Annotated in this window: 14 protein-coding genes and 1 pseudogene; 7 read left to right on the forward strand and 8 right to left on the reverse strand. The window is 63.8% G+C overall.

Annotation, left to right across the window (positions count from 1 at the left end; all coding sequences use genetic code 11):
* The first annotated feature begins 593 nt into the window (after nt 1-593).
* From G3N59_RS12895 to G3N59_RS12905, 3 genes are all read left to right on the forward strand, one after another.
* Nucleotides 594-1,265, forward strand: a complete 672-nt coding sequence (locus tag G3N59_RS12895; RefSeq protein WP_205983016.1) for an MBL fold metallo-hydrolase — start codon at nt 594-596, stop codon at nt 1,263-1,265.
* 61 nt (nt 1,266-1,326) lie between these two features.
* Nucleotides 1,327-1,953, forward strand: coding sequence for an exonuclease (locus G3N59_RS12900; RefSeq protein ID WP_205983017.1), 627 nt, complete (start codon nt 1,327-1,329; stop codon nt 1,951-1,953).
* Between the two features lie 169 nt (nt 1,954-2,122).
* Complete coding sequence (locus tag G3N59_RS12905) at nt 2,123-2,581, forward strand: Lrp/AsnC family transcriptional regulator (RefSeq protein WP_065062295.1); 459 nt, start codon at nt 2,123-2,125, stop codon at nt 2,579-2,581.
* A gap of 47 nt (nt 2,582-2,628) precedes the next feature.
* On the opposite strand, the gene G3N59_RS12910 is transcribed toward G3N59_RS12905, so the two are convergent.
* The 3 genes from G3N59_RS12910 to G3N59_RS12920 all read right to left on the reverse strand — a co-directional run bounded on the left by G3N59_RS12910 (nt 2,629) and on the right by G3N59_RS12920 (nt 5,499).
* The gene (locus G3N59_RS12910) at nt 2,629-3,786 is read right to left on the reverse strand and encodes a cation diffusion facilitator family transporter (RefSeq protein WP_205983018.1); all 1,158 of its coding nucleotides are present in this window, start codon (nt 3,784-3,786) and stop codon (nt 2,629-2,631) included.
* Between the two features lie 298 nt (nt 3,787-4,084).
* Nucleotides 4,085-4,393 carry an H-NS histone family protein gene (locus tag G3N59_RS12915; RefSeq protein ID WP_205983019.1) on the reverse strand — a complete coding sequence of 103 codons (309 nt, stop codon included), beginning with the start codon at nt 4,391-4,393 and terminating at the stop codon, nt 4,085-4,087.
* A gap of 437 nt (nt 4,394-4,830) precedes the next feature.
* Nucleotides 4,831-5,499 carry a pyridoxamine 5'-phosphate oxidase family protein gene (locus G3N59_RS12920; protein ID WP_205983020.1) on the reverse strand — a complete coding sequence of 223 codons (669 nt, stop codon included), beginning with the start codon at nt 5,497-5,499 and terminating at the stop codon, nt 4,831-4,833.
* Between the two features lie 334 nt (nt 5,500-5,833).
* Between G3N59_RS12920 and G3N59_RS12925 the strand changes: the two genes are divergently transcribed.
* Nucleotides 5,834-6,991, forward strand: coding sequence for an MFS transporter (locus tag G3N59_RS12925; RefSeq protein WP_241023429.1), 1,158 nt, complete (start codon nt 5,834-5,836; stop codon nt 6,989-6,991).
* Nucleotides 6,992-7,104: 113 nt separating this feature from the next.
* Here the strand turns inward: G3N59_RS12925 and G3N59_RS12930 are convergent, their stop codons facing one another.
* Nucleotides 7,105-8,250, reverse strand: a complete 1,146-nt coding sequence (locus tag G3N59_RS12930; protein WP_205983021.1) for a branched-chain amino acid ABC transporter substrate-binding protein — start codon at nt 8,248-8,250, stop codon at nt 7,105-7,107.
* Between the two features lie 580 nt (nt 8,251-8,830).
* Complete coding sequence (locus G3N59_RS12935) at nt 8,831-9,946, reverse strand: nitronate monooxygenase (RefSeq protein ID WP_205983022.1); 1,116 nt, start codon at nt 9,944-9,946, stop codon at nt 8,831-8,833.
* A gap of 215 nt (nt 9,947-10,161) precedes the next feature.
* Here G3N59_RS12935 and G3N59_RS12940 point away from each other — a divergent pair, with 215 nt between their 5' ends.
* Together G3N59_RS12940 and G3N59_RS12945 are read left to right on the forward strand one after the other, a co-directional pair.
* Entirely contained in the window at nt 10,162-10,860 is a 699-nt protein-coding gene (locus tag G3N59_RS12940) for a dienelactone hydrolase family protein (protein WP_321813755.1), read from the forward strand.
* A gap of 199 nt (nt 10,861-11,059) precedes the next feature.
* Nucleotides 11,060-12,574, forward strand: a complete 1,515-nt coding sequence (locus tag G3N59_RS12945; RefSeq protein ID WP_205983024.1) for an amidase — start codon at nt 11,060-11,062, stop codon at nt 12,572-12,574.
* 43 nt (nt 12,575-12,617) lie between these two features.
* Here G3N59_RS12945 and G3N59_RS12950 read toward each other — a convergent pair whose 3' ends face one another.
* The 3 genes from G3N59_RS12950 to G3N59_RS12960 all read right to left on the reverse strand — a co-directional run bounded on the left by G3N59_RS12950 (nt 12,618) and on the right by G3N59_RS12960 (nt 14,790).
* Nucleotides 12,618-12,929 (reverse strand): high-potential iron-sulfur protein, encoded by a 312-nt coding sequence (locus tag G3N59_RS12950; protein WP_205983025.1) that lies wholly within the window; start codon nt 12,927-12,929, stop codon nt 12,618-12,620.
* A gap of 227 nt (nt 12,930-13,156) precedes the next feature.
* Entirely contained in the window at nt 13,157-14,263 is a 1,107-nt protein-coding gene (locus G3N59_RS12955) for an NAD(P)/FAD-dependent oxidoreductase (protein ID WP_205983026.1), read from the reverse strand.
* A gap of 278 nt (nt 14,264-14,541) precedes the next feature.
* On the reverse strand, nt 14,542-14,790 hold the full coding sequence (locus tag G3N59_RS12960) for a DUF4148 domain-containing protein (RefSeq protein ID WP_205983027.1): 249 nt from the start codon (nt 14,788-14,790) through the stop codon (nt 14,542-14,544).
* 648 nt (nt 14,791-15,438) lie between these two features.
* Between G3N59_RS12960 and G3N59_RS12965 the strand changes: the two are divergent.
* Nucleotides 15,439-15,846: pseudogene (locus G3N59_RS12965) on the forward strand (hypothetical protein); the annotation flags it as partial.
* Nucleotides 15,847-15,924: the final 78 nt, after the last annotated feature.

Below are 15,924 nucleotides of genomic sequence, written 5' to 3' on the forward strand. Positions count from 1 at the left end.
CCGGCAGCCTGACCAGACCCCACATGCCGCCATCGAACGCGATGTACACATTCAGGCACGCCGGATACAACACGGCGCACAGGAACGGCGGCGTAGGCCCCACCCAGCGTCACGGCAGCAAGTCCGTGGCAGGCGCGCGGCGCCTGGCTGGGTAAGACGTGCGGTGCCGAACGGATCGGCACCTGATTTGCCGTCTTGTAAGGCAGCCTGTTTAGCTAGCCTCTGAGACGGCACTGCTTGACGGCGATGCATCGCGACCCATTATTTACTGCAGGTCACATCGCCCAGTGAATGCACGCGCAAACGTGCTTGATGGACCGCATTATACCTAAAAGTAATTCCTGTCATGCTCGGCACCCGCAAATTGCCATGATTTCTAACTATTGATGCAATAAAGACGTTTGGCGCGGCCGGTTTGCATTCGTCCCAGCCCTTGTCAGACAAGGCATGCGCCGATCCCCCGGCAAGCGCGGGCGGCCCCTGGCGCACCCCGGTACAATCGGGTTTTGGGTTCGCCTCCGGCTCGCGCTAGAGGCGCGCCTCTAAAACGACAAACCCTCTCCTCACTCCACGACCTGAGCCCGACCGCGCGCATGAAAGTCACGCTGATCCCCGTCACGCCGTTCCAGCAAAACAGTTCGCTGCTCGTCTGCGAGGCGACGCAGCGCGCCGCCGTCGTCGATCCGGGCGGCGATCTCGATCGCATCGAAGCGGAGATCAACAAGCAGGGCGTGCAGCTCGAAAAGGTGCTGCTCACGCACGGTCATCTCGATCACTGCGCGGGCGCCAGGGAACTCGCGGACAAATTCGGTGTTCCGATCGAAGGCCCGCAGGAAGACGAGCGCTTCTGGATCGAGCAGTTGCCGCAGCAGAGCGTGCGCTTTGGCTTCGGCCACGCGCAGGCGTTCGAGCCGGATCGCTGGTTGCTCGACGGCGACACCGTGCGCTTCGGCAACGAGGCGATGGAGGTCTATCACTGCCCCGGCCACACGCCGGGTCACGTGGTCTTTTTCAGCCGCGAGCACCGGATCGCGCTGGTCGGCGACGTGCTGTTCGCCGGTTCGATCGGCCGCACGGATTTCCCGCGCGGCAATCACGCCGATCTCGTGCGCTCGATCCGCGAAAAGCTCTGGCCGCTCGGCGACGACGTCACCTTCGTGCCGGGCCACGGGCCGGTCTCGACGTTCGGCGAGGAGCGCCGCTCGAATCCCTACGTGGCGGACAGCGTCGTCGGCGACAAACCGAGCCAGGCGCAGTGGGGCTGAACCCAACGCCCATCAACACGCGCATCCGGCTGAACCGGTTGCGCGCTATCAACAGGAAGCGATGAATCAAGCCGCCATCGAAGAAATCTATGTCAGCACCGACGTCGAGGCCGACGGTCCGATTCCCGGCCCGCACTCGATGCTCAGTTTCGCCTCGGCGGCCTATACCGCCGACAAGCGCCTGATCGCCACGTTCTCGGCGAATCTCGCGACGCTCGACGGCGCCGCGCCGCATCCGGTGCAGGCCGCGTGGTGGGAAACGCAGCCCGAAGCATGGGCCGCCTGCCGCAAGGATCTGCAGGACCCGGCCGCAGCGCTCGTGGCCTATGTCGAATGGGTGGAGGCGCTGCCGGGCAAGCCGGTATTCGTGGCGATGCCGGCAGGTTTCGATTTCACCTTCATGTTCTGGTACATGATGCGTTTTGCGGGGCGCTGTCCGTTCTCGTGGTCGGCGCTCGATATCAAGACGCTGGCGTTTGCGATCACCGGTCTGCCTTATCGCAAGAACATCAAGCCGCGCTTTCCGAAGCACTGGTTCGACGATCATCCGCATACGCACGTGGCGCTCGACGACGCCATCGAGCAAGGCGCGCTGTTCTGCAACATGCTCGCCGATCTGCGCGCGCAGCAGGCCGCGCTCAGCGCGATGGCGAATGCCGGCGACGCTGCCGATGCCAAGGGCCAGTGAAGGTACATTCACGGTCCATTCGAGGCGCGGCTGAAAGGGCCAACTCAAGGCAAAACGCCGCGCGTCGGACTCAATATTAGGTAATCTCCCTCGTCATCTGCGGTTTGCATTGCGTTTCGTTTTCCCGGCCTCTAACATTCGGGAATACGGCGACGCACTGGAGGCGCATTTGACACTCGATACGTTCTCTCAAAAGATCCTGCGCCTGTTGCAGCTCGACGCGCGCCGCTCGGTGCAGGAAATTTCCGATCAGGTCGGGCTCTCCAGCACGCCCTGCTGGCGCCGCATCAAGGATATGGAACAGTCGGGCGTGATCCAGCGCTACACGGCGCTGCTCGATCGCGAAAAGCTCGGCCTGCATGTCTGCGCGCTCGCGCATATCCATCTCACGCGCCACACCGAAGGCGGCGTCGAGGCATTCGAGCGCGAGATCGCCACCTGCCCCGAAGTGACCGAGTGCTACAGCACCACCGGCGAATCGGACTACATCCTCAAGATCGTCGCGCCGGACATCAAGTCCTACGACACTTTCCTGCACGAACGCATCTTCCGCATTCCGGCGGTCGCGCAGGTGCGCACGAGCGTCGTGCTGCGCGAGATCAAGTTCGATACACAGTTGCCGCTTTAAATGCCACTTTGATTGCCGCGGTCATGGCGCTTTAACGCGCGCCGCGCTCAACGCGGCGGCGTCGCGGTATCCGCCGTCATCTGCACGGCTTCCAGCCGGCTCGCGCCGAGCTTGCGCCGCAGCGCTTCCAGATCGACATCGGCGAGACGCTTTGCGTCGTCGCGCGCCGCCAGCACGAACTGGATGTCGAGGCCCGTGCTCAGGTAGTGCAGCGTCACCGCTTCCACATGCACGTCATGCGCCGCCAGCGCCTCGCGTAGCGCGCTGGCCACTTCGCCGCGCGGCGGCAGATTCGACACCGATCGCACATGCATATCGTCCTCGGGATCGACGTGAATCAGCGCGTCCAGCACGCGCGCATCGTTGAGCAGACGCGTGCGCGCCATTTCCGCGATGAAATGTCCTTCGGATACCGAGATAAACGGATCGACCAGAATATGCGCGTCCACCAGCGCGAGGTCGCCGGTCTTGCGCGTACGCAGTTCGTGTACGTCGAGCACGCCGGGCGTGCTCGTCAGCAGCGCACGCAGATCGGCGGCGGCAGATTCGTCGAGCGCGCGGTCTGACAGATCCTGCAGCGCATCCCAGCCGAACACCCAGCCCATGCGCGCGACCATGAAGCCGACGATGGCCGCCGCGATCGGATCGAGCAGGCGCACGCCCGCCAGACTGCCGACAATGCCCAGCGCCACCACCAGCGACGACGCCGCATCCGAACGCGCATGCCACGCGTTCGCAATCAGCATGGCCGAGCGCACGCGCTGCGCCTCGCGCAGCATGTAGCGAAACAGCGCTTCCTTCGACACCAGCACCAGCACCGCCACCGCAAGCGCGCTCGCGTGCACGGGCGGAATATCGCCGAGATTGGCCAGACGCGTGCCGGCGCGCGCGAGCATGCCCACACCGACCGCAATCAATAATGCGCCGAGAAATAGTGACGCAACGGTTTCATAACGGCTGTGACCGTAATTGTGATCGGCATCCGGTTTTGTTCCGCTATGCCGATTCGCGATCAGCACGACGAAATCGGAAACCAGATCGGAAAGCGAATGCACGCCATCGGCGATCAAGGCCTGCGAATGCGCAATCACGCCGACGGCAATTTGCAGCACGACCAGCACCGAATTCAAGACAACGCTGACATACGTTGTCTTGCGGGCGACCTGCTGTTTATCGGATAACGCGGCGGCGGTGGAAGGCGACATGCTGGTCAAAAGCGCGAGGGATATTTCAGCGATTGTAAACGCCACGCCGTCCCCAATTGGAGATAACCCTGGAAACCTCTTTTAAATCAGGCGACTACAAGAACCCTTCGTATTCGCGTTCAGCATCTCACGTAGAAGCGTGCAGGCCGTTCAGGCCGCAGCGATGCAAAACACGCGGCAAACTCCAGAAAGCGAAAGAAAGGTTCGGTAAGGTAAATAACAAAAAGCCGCGCGTCTCACGTGACAGCGCGGCTTCTTTTTAAGCGATGAGCTCTGGAGCTCACCCCATTACTACTTATTACTTCGAGATCAGATATTGATCGCGGTCCTTGCCGGCGATCCAGCGCGGCGGCTTGCCGCGGCCCGACCACGTGCTGCCGCTGTCCGGGTCGCGGTACTTCGGCGCGACGCTCGCACGCGAACGGCTGGCTGCCTTGGCGGCCTTGCCTGCAGCGCGGCTGCCGCCGAGTTCGGCGATGGTAATGCCGTAGTCGGACATTTTCTGTTTGATTTCGTCGAGGACCTCGGCATATTCGCGAGCCTTCGCCTCTTCAATCTGCTTTTCCAGCTTTTCGCGCTGAGCGAGGAGTTCTTTGTATGACGACATGAGTCAGGTGCCTTGGTGGTTTGTTGATAATGGCTACCGATCTGATGCCAGTATGCCGATTGACAGTTGATGCGCCTCGGAAATTGGAGGCGAGATTAACACACAATCGAATGTCGCGAAAAGCGCGCGGCAATAAAAATAATCAAAATATTTTACGAAACGTTTGCTTGCCGATTGGCCACGCTTAGCCGGTGTTTGCTCGATAGAACAAATGGAAAGAATCTTTCATATCGTGCAAATCGGTATTTTTACTAAATGCCCCTTTTTTCTGATAAATCCGTTTCTCATAAATCGCAAGGCATGGAAATTAACTGACTAAAACTGACCAAACATTTCATGCCATGATAACTTCTGACGAATCCCGCTCATAATCGCTGAATGGCGCAATGCACCATACACGGCAGCGCATTAGCACTGCCGTGATTTAGAGAAAATATTCAGTCTGAGTAACGGGCGAGACAATCGGCTAGCACCGCATGCAAGGATGCGGCATCGCGTTGCGGTGTTTCGAAAACTTCGCGAGTGCGTTGACCGTCGATCAGCAGATCGGCGCCGTAACGGTCCACGCCCAGCAGCGCAAAGCGATCGCGCGGCGCCGGACGCACTTCGGCCAGGCGGATCAGTGCTTCTTCTTCCTCGGCGGCCAATGGTTCGAGCGTGTCGAGATCGGCGCCGTCGAGCCAGCCCATCGCGCCAAAGCCGCCGATATAGCGCAGCCGCTCGATATGCAGCGTCCAGAACGTGAAGTCGCCGAGCGCGAGATAACGCGCCGCGTCCGGGTGATAGCGCAGATAGCGGCGCGCGAGCGGCGAACCGGCATCGTCATGGGTCGGCTCGAACAGGCCGAGCAAGGTCATGCGCGGCGCGTTCAGCACGTCGTCGCCCTGGGTTTGCGCCACCAGAAAGCCCGCGCGCGGGTCGCCCTGCAGATTGCGCGTGTGCTCGGCCAGACGGCTCACGAGGATCACGGGGCGATGCTGGGCGTCGGTCGCGAAGGGCAGCAGCGTCGGATACGGAAAGCCATGCGGATCGCGCGCATGGGTCGCGAGCGTGCCGGCGCCGACCTGATGCAGCAGATGCAGCGGAGCGTGAGCGGGAATCTTCAAGGAAACGTCCTCGGTCGGTGGAGTCGATGATGTCGATGATGCCGATATGGCGGCGATGACCAACCGCCTTCGCTTTCTATCTTCTATTAGAGCAAACCGCGCGCAGGACCGGCGTGAGCAGGACCGGCGCGCCTTCGCTAGAATCATCGCTTGCCTTTCAGACGGCTTGTGCTGCCCATCGCGTGCGGCCAGGCGGTCGCCTCCAATCAGCGCCGATTCAGCGCGCGCCCTCTCTTCGACGGGATTTTCCGTGTCCGACCGCACCACCGATCCGGCGTTTTCGACGTCCTCTTCCGCGCCGCATGCCGCAACGCCCGCCGCGGCCCATCGCGCCCTGCCCGCCGCCACGCGCGAGCGCGCGCGCTACGCCACCATGGCGCTGTTCTTCATCGCCGGGATGATGTACGCCTCCTGGGGCGTGCACGTGCCCACGGTGCGCGACAAATTCCACCTGAGCGCCGCGATGCTCTCCTACGCGCTGTTCGCCGTGGCGGGCGGTTCGATCGCCGCCATGACGACGATCGGCGGCTGGATCGCGCGCGTGGGCTCGCGCCGCGCCTGCCTCGCGGGCGGCCTGACGATGTCGATCTGCGGCGCGCTGATCCTCGTGGTGCCGTACTACTGGATGCTGCTGGTCGTGCTGGCCGCGTTCGGCATCGGCATGGCGACGCTCGATGTGTCGATGAACGCCGAAGCCAGCGCCGTCGAAGAAGCCGTCGGCCGCCCGATCATGTCGGCGCTGCACGGCATGTTCAGCCTGGGCGGGATGGCGGGCGCGGCGACCGGCGGCGCGCTGCTGTCGCGCGGCATGGCGCCCGCGCTGCATCTGTTCCTGGCATCGGCGCTCGCTGCGGTCGTGCTGTGGATTTCGTGCCCCGCCGTGCTGCCGCACGTGCCGCACGCCGCCCATGGCGAGCACGCGAAAACCGGCAACCGCTGGCGCACGCCCGCGCTGTGGGCGCTCGGCGGCATCGCCCTGATCGCGCTGATCGCCGAAGGCGCGATGTACGACTGGGCGACCGTGTATATGCGCGACGTCGTGGTGTCGACGCCCGCGCTCGCCAGCGCCGCCTACGCGGCGTTCTCGGGCGGCATGGCGATCGCGCGTTTTGCGGGCGATACCGTGCGCGCGCGCTTCGGCGCGCCGCAACTGGTGCTCGCGAGCGCCTCGCTGGCGTGTGCGGGGATGATCGGCGCGCTGCTGCTGCCGTATTCGATCACCGCGCTGACCGGCTTCACGCTGATGGGTCTCGGCCTCGCCAATATGATGCCGGTGCTGTTCGCGGCGGCGGCGCGCGTGAAGGGCATTCACGCGGCGGAAGGCCTCGCGCACGTCGCGGGCATCGCGTATTTCGGGCTGCTGTTCGGGCCGGTGGTGATCGGCGCAATCACGCAGGTGACGAATCTCACCGTCGGTCTCGCGGTCGTCGCGCTGTGCGCGGCGCTGGTGGCATTTGCCGGGCCGAAGGTGTTGCGGCGATTGGGGATTTGAAGCCGACCGAGACATCAGACTTCACTCAAAAAAACCAAAAGCCCGACACCTTCCAGTGCCGGGCTTTTTCACATCGACACCCGCCGGCGAACCGGCGGGCGCTGCATGCGCAATTACATCTTCACTACGTCGAGCAGCGACTTCTTGCCTGCCTTGTAGTTGTACAGCGAGATCACGCCATGCTTGAGGTCGCCCTTCGCATCGAAGGTCGTCTCGCCGATCACACCCTTGTAGTCGGTGGCCGGCATCGCAGCGAGGATCTTCGCCGGATCGGTCGAGTTGGCGCGCTTCATCGCGTCGACGATGATGTACACCGCGTCATACGTGAACGGCGCGTAGATCTGGATCGGCTGGCCGAAGCGCTTTTCGTACTTCGCTTCGAATGCCTTGCCGCCCGCCATCTTTTCCAGCGCCATGCCGGCTTCCGAACACACGATGTTGTCGGTTGCGTCGCCGGCCAGGTCCGAGAGCTTGTCGGTACACACGCCGTCGCCGGCCAGCACCTTGGCGCGCAGGCCGAGCTGCTTGGCTTGCTTGGCGAACGGGCCGCCGGTGGCGTCCATGCCGCCGTACATGATCGCGTCGGGGTTTTCGCCCTTGATCTTCGTCAGAATTGCGCGGAAGTCGACGGCCTTGTCGTTGGTCGCGTCATGCGAAACCACGTTCATGCCGAGCGACTTGGCGGTCTTTTCGAATTCGTTCGCGAGACCCTGACCGTAGGCCGTCGAGTCGTCGACGATAGCGACGCTCTTCACCTTCATGGTCTTGGACGCGTAGTTCGCGAGCGCCGGGCCTTGCTGCGCATCGGTCGCCACGACGCGGTACGTCGTCTTGAAACCTTGCTGCGTGTAGGCCGGGTTCGTGGCCGACGGCGAGATCTGCACGATGCCTGCATCGCTATAGATCTTCGAAGCCGGAATCGACGTGCCCGAGTTCAGGTGGCCAACGACTGCCACGACCTTGTCGTCGACGAGCTTCTGCGCGACCTGCGTAGCCGTACGCGGGTCAGCCGCGTCGTCCTGCGCGTCGAGCACGAGCGTGACCTTCTGGCCGTTGATCGTCAGGCCTTTGGCGTTGATCTCTTCGACTGCGAGACGCGCGCCGTTTTCGTTGTCTTTACCAAGGTGCGCGATGCCGCCCGTCAGCGGCGCGACGTGGCCAATCTTGATGGTTTCGTCGGCGCTCGCCACCGTTGCGAATGAGGCGCACAGCATGGCTGCAGCGCTGATCGGCAACAGCTTGTGAAGCTTGATAGTCATGTAAGTCTCCAGTTTCGAACCCAAAAGCTACGTAATCGCCCTGTGCCCCCGCGCCCCGAACGTGTCGCTCCCCGTGCGGACGACCACGCAGGATGCATCCTTGATGCACCTGGCCAGTATGGTTTCGAATGCCGTTTGTGACAGCGTTCGCGCACCATACTTGCGCGCAAGTGTAGGTGATCAAATTAATTTGGGGGACTTTTTTCAGATATCGGGGCGAGTACCAATAGGTTTTCACCCGAGTGCTTCGAAACCCTGATCAATTTCTCGCAAACCCTTATCCAGCAAGGCTCGAAAAAGAGGTTTGCAATCCTTTAGAAAGCTTTCTCCAGGGTCCATCCGAATATTTTTTTGATATTTTTGGCGAGTTATAAGGCGGGCGAAAAAGCGGCGCGGCAACGTTTGCATGAGGCGAAGTTGATTCGAAGTTGATTGAGTGCGCAACTGATTCGTACAACATGACAATCGATATCGTTAAAGTCAGCTTTCGATTAATTCCTGACGCGCTCGCGCGACGCGCCAGGTGATGTGCGCAGCACGGTTTTTATGTCCGCGCGATGTCTACGCCGCGCGTCTATCTTCAGGCGTGAAAACTGCGCAACGCGGCGCGCCATTCGGCGTCGATCGCCTCCACGAGTTGTGCCGCGCCGATGCCCGCTTCGCGCACGCGTGAAAGCGGCGCGCCTTGCCCCGACCACAGCGAAAGCCAGTCGCCGTCATTCGCGCGCGCCGCACGCTGACGCAACTCCTGCGTGAGCGCGTTTTGCACGGGATACGGCGCGACGGTTTCAGCGCGCGCTTCGAGTTGCATCATCAGCGGATTGCGGATGCCGCGCGCGTGACGGCCGGTGATCGCGCGCGTGACCGACGTGGCGGTATCGGCGGACGTGCGCAGGCGCGCTTTCCAGTCGGCGGCGATCGCGCTTTCCACGCAGCCCAGAAACGCCGTGCCCATCTGCACGCCCTGCGCGCCCAGCGCGAGCGCGGCGGCGATACCGCGTCCGTCCATGATGCCGCCCGCCGCCAGCACGGGCAGACCGGTCGCGTCCACGACTTGCGGCACCAGCGCCATCGTGCCGATCAACGCATGCGCCACGTCGCCGATGAAGGTGCCGCGATGGCCACCCGCTTCGGCGCCCTGCGCGACGATCGCGTCCGCGCCCGAATCGCGCCAGGCGAGCGCTTCGGCCACGTGCGTCGCGGTGCCGATCACGTAGCTGCCCGCCGCGTGCAGGCGCGCCACGTCTTCCTTGCCGAGCAGACCGAAGGTGAAGCTCACGACCGGCACGCGCAGATCGACGAGCGTATCCAGTTGCGCGCGAAAGTCCGGAGCATAAGCCGCCAGCGGCGCGCCAGGCGGCAGATCGAATTGCGCGCGCAACGGATCGATGGCCGACAGCGCGCGGCGCACGGTGGCGTCGTCCGGGCGCGCGACGTCCTGCACGAACAGATTCACGCCGAACGGCTTCGAGGTGAGCGCGCGAAGCGCGGCCACTTCGCTGGCGAGCTTTTCGGGTGCCAGCGCGGAAACCGCGATAAAACCCAGGCCGCCCGCATTCGACACAGCGGCCGCGAGCGCGGGCGTGCTCGCCCCCAACATCGGACCTTGGACGAGCGGCAGGCGCAAATCGAAGCGGCGGCTGAATGACGTAGAACGTGGCGCAGGAAGTGACGCAAAAGCCGAAGAAGAAGTCATGGCGATATCCTTGCTGATCGAACGATGCCCGCCACCGACTCTAACGAAGCCCTTCGCAGGCGAAAAATGAATAATCGAGATCATTACGATCCGCTTGCGAGAACGGTGCCGGCGAGAAGCGCGCTGCGTGATGTCACCGGCCTATGGCAAACTGGCTGCCCGTTTTTACGGCATTGTTTTTTCGGCATTACCTAATCGCGAAGAAGGAGAGCAACGTGAGCGTATCGACCAAGTGGATCGACATTCCCGCCGGCAAGGACAGCTTCGGCGCCTATCTCGCCCTGCCCAAGGGCGGCAAGGGCCCCGGCATCGTCATCCTGCAGGAAATCTTCGGCGTGAACGGCCATATCCGCGACGTCGTCGAGCAGTACGCGCTGGACGGCTACGTGGCGATCGCGCCGGACATCTTCTGGCGCAGCGCGCCGCGCGTGGAGCTGGAATACACGGGCGCCGACCGTGACCGCGGCATCGAACTGATGAAGCAACTCGATTTCGGCAACGTGGCTTCGGACATCGCCGCTACCGCCGACACGCTGCGCAAGCTGCCCGAGTGCACGGGCCGCGTCGCGGCTATCGGTTATTGCCTGGGCGGACGTCTCGCCTACATGGCGGCGGGCGCGGGCGCAGTCGACGTCGCGGTTTCGTACTACGGCGGCGGCATCCACACGCAACTCGATCTCGCCGACAAGATCAAGCAGCCGATCCTGTTCCACTACGGCGAACTCGATCACGGCATTCCGCTCGACGCGGTCGGCCAGGTGAAGGAGCGTTTCGCAGGCCGCGACAACGCCGAAGTGCATATCTATCCGGGCGCCGATCACGGCTTCAACTGCTCGGTGCGCGCGTCGTACAACCAGAACGCGTCGGCGCTCGCGCACGGCCGCACGCTCGCGTTCCTCGCCGAGCATCTGTAAGTCGCTCGATGTGCGCGACTCACACGAGAACATCGCGAAAACATCGCGAAAACAACGCGTGACCGGGTTGTGACAAGCACGGACATCTAAAAAACGGCCATTGCGGCAGAATCGCTGCAATGGCCGTTTTATTTTGTCCGCTGAAACAAGCTCAACTGCGTCGCAAGCTGCTTCCCGACGCCGACAAGGAGTGCACCACTTGCAGTCCGACTATCTGGAATACGACGCCATCGGCCTCGCCGAACTCGTGCAGCGCCGCGATGTGAGCGCGCGCGAACTGCTCGACGACGCCATCGCGCGCGTCGAGGCCGCCAATCCCGCCATCAACGCGGTCGTGCTCAAGGACTACGACGCCGCGCGCCAACGCGCGCTGCGCATCGAAGCGGGCGGCGACGGTTTCGAGGCGCTCGCGCCAGGGCCGCTCGCGGGCGTGCCGTTTCTCATCAAGGATCTGGGCGCGTCGGTCGCGGGTCTGCGCATGACCTTCGGCAGCCGCCACTACCGGCATTACGTGCCGACGGTCGATGCGCCCGTGGTCGAGCGTTTTCGCGCCGCCGGTCTCAACATCTTCGGCAAGACCAGTTCGCCGGAACTCGGCCAGATGCCGTACACCGAGCCGGAACTGTTCGGCGCCTGCCGCAATCCGTGGAGTCTCGATCACACGCCGGGCGGTTCGAGCGGCGGCGCGGCCGCGGCGGTGGCGGCGGGCATCGTGCCGCTCGCGCATGCGTCGGACGGCGGCGGCTCGATCCGCATTCCCGCCTCGTGCTGCGGGCTGTTCGGCCTGAAGCCTTCGCGCGGCAAGCAGCCGCCTTCGAACGTGCCACCCGCGCCCGGTGCGCTGGGCGTCGATCTGGCCGTGTCGCGCAGCGTGCGTGACAGCGCGCTCGTACTCGATCTGTTCGCGGGCGATCCCACGCTCGCGCCTGGCGCGCCGGGCACTTATCTGGCGGCGGCGCGCGAGCCGCTCGACGGCAGCAAGCCGCTGGCGATCGCCTATATCGACGACCCTCTCTTCGCCGATGCGCTTTCGCCCGACGTGCGCAGCGCGCTCGACGACGCGGCCGCGCTGCTTGCCTCGCTCGGTCACAACGTCGAGCCGGTGAAACTGGGCATCGATTTTTCGGCGGCGCGCGAGGCGTTCCTGATGCTGTGGTCGGTCGTCGCCGAACAATACGTGCTCAACGCCGACACCATCACCGGCACGAAGCCGCGCCGTCAGGACTTCGAGATCGCCACCTGGGCGATGGCGCATATCGGCCGCAAATTCGGCGAGCGCGAACTGCCTGCCGCGCTCGACGTGCAGCAGCGCATCACCGCGCAACTCGCCGATCTGATGACGCGTTTCGATGTGATCCTGTGCGCGACGCTCGCGGGGCCGCCGGTGAAAATCGGCGAACTGAAGCCCACGCAGGCGGAGCGCATGCAGATGCGCGCCGTCACGGCGATGCCGGTGGAAGCGCTGATGAGAAAACTGCTGACCGAAGCCTCGAACAAGGCTTTCGCGTGGGCGGGCTGCACCGAGCTATTCAATCTGACGGGACAGCCGGCGATGTCGGTGCCGCTCGCGTGGAATGCGCGCGGTTTGCCGATCGGCGTGCAATTCGCGGCGCGCGAGGGCAACGATGCGTTGCTGCTGCGACTCGCGGCGCAACTGGAAGCGGCGCGCCCGTGGTTCGGCAGGCGTCCGCCGCTGTTGATGGCGCGGGCCTGAGTGCCGCCGATGCGTCCCGAAGCGCGCGCCGTCTGAAGCAGGCTCAGGCCTTCTTGTTATAGGCGCTGCACCAGCCCTTGCCGGCGACCTGCTTGCCGCCGAACATCGGGCACGGAGCGAAGGCGTCGGTGGCCTTGCCCTGATAGAAGGTGCAGTTGCTGCAATCCTGGCCGGCGGCGTATTTCGCGAATTTCGCCTTGTCGACCTTGCTGGCGTCGAGCTTGTAGCCGAGCGCCTGGGAGGTGGGGTCCGACTCGGTGGCTTTCGGCGCGTCGGCGAAGGCCTGACGCGACAGCGCAACGGTCGTGGCGACGCCAAGGCTCGTGATCAGAAAGCTGCGGCGGGACGATTTCATGGGACGTACTCCAGTATTGTGGGCACACCGTTCTGACGACGGCGTGGCGTGAAGGATAGCAACGCAGCCACGACGCGTGCGCCCGAAATTCCGGAGATAAGGGAAGCGCATCTTGCGAAAGATGCGCCTTGAACGGGCGAGAAATGGGGCCCGCTGGGGCTTGGGTGGGCCTTGCGCGCGGTTGAACCGCCGCGGGCGCGGCGGATTGACGCAACGTCTGAGCGTCCTTAAGCGCGCCCCGCCATTTCGCACACGCGCTGCGCGATCGCGAGCGAGGCCGTCAAACCCGGCGACTCGATCCCGAACAGATTCACGAGCCCGCGCACGCCATGCGCGGCGTTGCCCTGAATCACGAAATCGGCGGCCGGTTCGCCCGGACCCGAAAGCTTCGGCCGGATGCCCGCGTAAGCCGGTTGCAGCGCGTCATCGGGCAGGCCCGGCCAGTAGCTGCGGATCTGCGCGTAAAACGCCTCGGCGCGACGCGGATCGACGTCATAGTCGATCGACTTGATCCATTCCACGTCGGGCCCGAAACGCGCCTGGCCGCCCAGATCGATGGTCAGATGCACGCCAAGACCGGCCTCGTTCGGCATCGGATAAATGAGCCGCGAAAACGGCACGCGCCCTGACACGCTGAAGTAATTGCCGCGCGCGAGATAAAGCGGCGGAATATGGCGCGAATCGAGACCGCGAATGCGTTTGGCGATATGCGTCGCGTGCAGTCCCGCGCTGTTGATCAGGCTGGCCGCGCGAATCTCGGTGGGCGCATCGCCGCCCGTGCGGATCACGAAACCGTTCGCCGTGGCGTCGATCGATTCGACCGGCGATTTGAGCGCAACCATCGCGCCGTCGCGTTCGGCATCGCCTTGCAGGGCCAGCATCAGTTGATGACTATCGACGATGCCGGTTTGCGGCGAGTAGACCGCCGCCACGCATTCGAGCGCCGGTTCGAGCGAAAGCGCTTCGCTCGCGCTGATGCGCGTGAGGTCGAACACGCCATTTTCCTTGCCGCGCGCGAGGATCGAATCGAGTTGCGCAATCTGCGCGGGCGCGGTGGCGACCAGCAATTTGCCGCAACGCGCGTGCGCCACCTTGCGCGACTCGCAGTACTCGTAGAGCATTTCGCGCCCGCGCACGCACAGCGTCGCCTTGAGCGAGCCGCGCGGGTAGTAGAGCCCCGCGTGGATCACTTCGCTGTTGCGCGAACTGGTGCTGGTGCCAATCGCGTCGGCGGCCTCCAGCACGATCACTTCACGTCCGCGCGCGGCCAGCGCGCGCGCCACGGCAAGGCCAACCACGCCCGCCCCGATCACCACACATTCGATCTGATCCATGTCCCTGCGCCCGCCTCCGGCCATTGCGGCGGCGCTGCCTGTGCTTCTGCGCGCCGCCTGCGTCTATGCGATGGGCGCGGCGCCACGCTGCGAATCGTCTATCGACATGCGGGTTGAATCGATTCGAAACCGGCGCCGCCTCACGAAAATTGTACGCCGTGCGCGGCGGTGGCTCCGATGCCCATTCGCGGTGTAGGCGTGCTGGCGAACACGCGCTTTCAGGAAGCGATGCGGATCAGTTAATGCGGGTTGCGGATCTGCGCTTTACCCAGTTGCCCTCAGTGACGCGGCGTAGCGATCTGCACGCGCGGAACCGAGTAGCCGCCGGTGGCGAATTGCTGCGGATAGTCGGGCGAATTCGGGTTCTGCATTTCGCCGCTGGCGCGGGCCTGCGCGAGTTCGGCCTTGACTTCGGCACGGCTTTTGGGCGCGTTGCTGGAGGCGTAACCGGAGGCAAAAGCCGGTGCGGCGGCGAAAGCGGTAGCAGCGGCAAGAACGAGAGCGGCGAGCGAGACAGTCTTCTTCATGACGAAACCTCTAACGGTAAAGATCGGTAATCGGCGCGCGCAAATCTAGCCATGAATGCCGGCAATCGCGCTGGGTCGGTGAATCTCAGTGACTTCAGTGTAAACACGTACTATCGATAAACCATCCCAATAAATAACAAGTCACCGTTGCAATAGAAATAACAATCGCATTTCCACTGACGATAAAAATGCACCATCGTTGCGCATATGTCGTCAATGTCGATATGCGAAGTGGTTGAAGCGCGGCCGCGCCGTCCCCATCTGCAATGGACTGTTGCGGTCCGGCGTTTGCGAACCCGGTATAGGATCGATGGTCATAAGGAACCCGCCCGCCGCTGCGAAACGCCTTTGTCGAGTCGCGCGGCATGCGTGCATGGAGCCCGGTATATGACGTTGTGGACACCGTTGAAGCCTTACCTGATCGCTGCTGCGCTGTGCGCCGGCGCCGCCCTGCCGGCCACGGGCGCGCAGGCCCAGACCACGCCGGCTACGCCAGCCTCGGCGCCCGTCGGCAAACCGAATGGATTCACCGATGCCGCCGCCAGCGCCGCGCTCGCGAAAGCGGCCTCGCAGACTCAGGCCGCACGGCCGGCATCGGCGCCCGTCGCCGTTGCGCCTGACGGCACGCCGCCCTCGGTCCATTGGACGCTGCAGGTGATGCGCGACGGCCAGCAGATCGATACGTTCGACGGCACCACCACCGTCGGCCAGGCGCGCACGGATACGCACCACAAGGTCGTCTCGCATAACGTCGGCTGCAAGGATCAACCGGCGGGCAGCATCGACCTGCAACGCACCATCACCGTTTCGCCCTTGCAGGCGAGCGCGAGCGACACGCTGATGCAGATCGAGGCGCAGGAAACGCTGGAAAACCCCGCCGCGCCCAAAACCACCGATGGCTGCAAGCTGCCGCCGCAACCGCGCCAGGTGGGCGCGAGCCATCCGGGGCTGAATCTGCCGGCTGGCCAGTGGGTCAACTGGACCATCGTGGACAAGGACCCGACGATCGTCTATCGCGTGCGGGCGAGTCTCGCGCCGCCCTCGGTGCAGCCTTGATGCGCGCCTGGCATCGGCGCGGAATCGGGCGCGGAATCGGGCGCGGAATCGCCTTGAAGCCGTCGTAAAAAATCGTCG

The sequence above is a fragment of the Paraburkholderia sp. Ac-20340 genome (genome assembly GCF_017104965.1).
Taxonomy (GTDB): Bacteria; Pseudomonadota; Gammaproteobacteria; order Burkholderiales; family Burkholderiaceae; genus Paraburkholderia.

Coding starts and splice junctions, on each gene's coding strand:
- G3N59_RS12895 (WP_205983016.1), top strand. CDS start 594: ATGAAAGTCACGCTGATCCCCGTCACGCCGTTCCAGCAAAACAGTTCG.
- G3N59_RS12900 (WP_205983017.1), top strand. CDS start 1,327: ATGAATCAAGCCGCCATCGAAGAAATCTATGTCAGCACCGACGTCGAG.
- G3N59_RS12910 (WP_205983018.1), bottom strand. CDS start 3,786: ATGTCGCCTTCCACCGCCGCCGCGTTATCCGATAAACAGCAGGTCGCC.
- G3N59_RS12915 (WP_205983019.1), bottom strand. CDS start 4,393: ATGTCGTCATACAAAGAACTCCTCGCTCAGCGCGAAAAGCTGGAAAAG.
- G3N59_RS12930 (WP_205983021.1), bottom strand. CDS start 8,250: ATGACTATCAAGCTTCACAAGCTGTTGCCGATCAGCGCTGCAGCCATG.
- G3N59_RS12935 (WP_205983022.1), bottom strand. CDS start 9,946: ATGACTTCTTCTTCGGCTTTTGCGTCACTTCCTGCGCCACGTTCTACG.
- G3N59_RS12950 (WP_205983025.1), bottom strand. CDS start 12,929: ATGAAATCGTCCCGCCGCAGCTTTCTGATCACGAGCCTTGGCGTCGCC.
- G3N59_RS12955 (WP_205983026.1), bottom strand. CDS start 14,263: ATGGATCAGATCGAATGTGTGGTGATCGGGGCGGGCGTGGTTGGCCTT.
- G3N59_RS12960 (WP_205983027.1), bottom strand. CDS start 14,790: ATGAAGAAGACTGTCTCGCTCGCCGCTCTCGTTCTTGCCGCTGCTACC.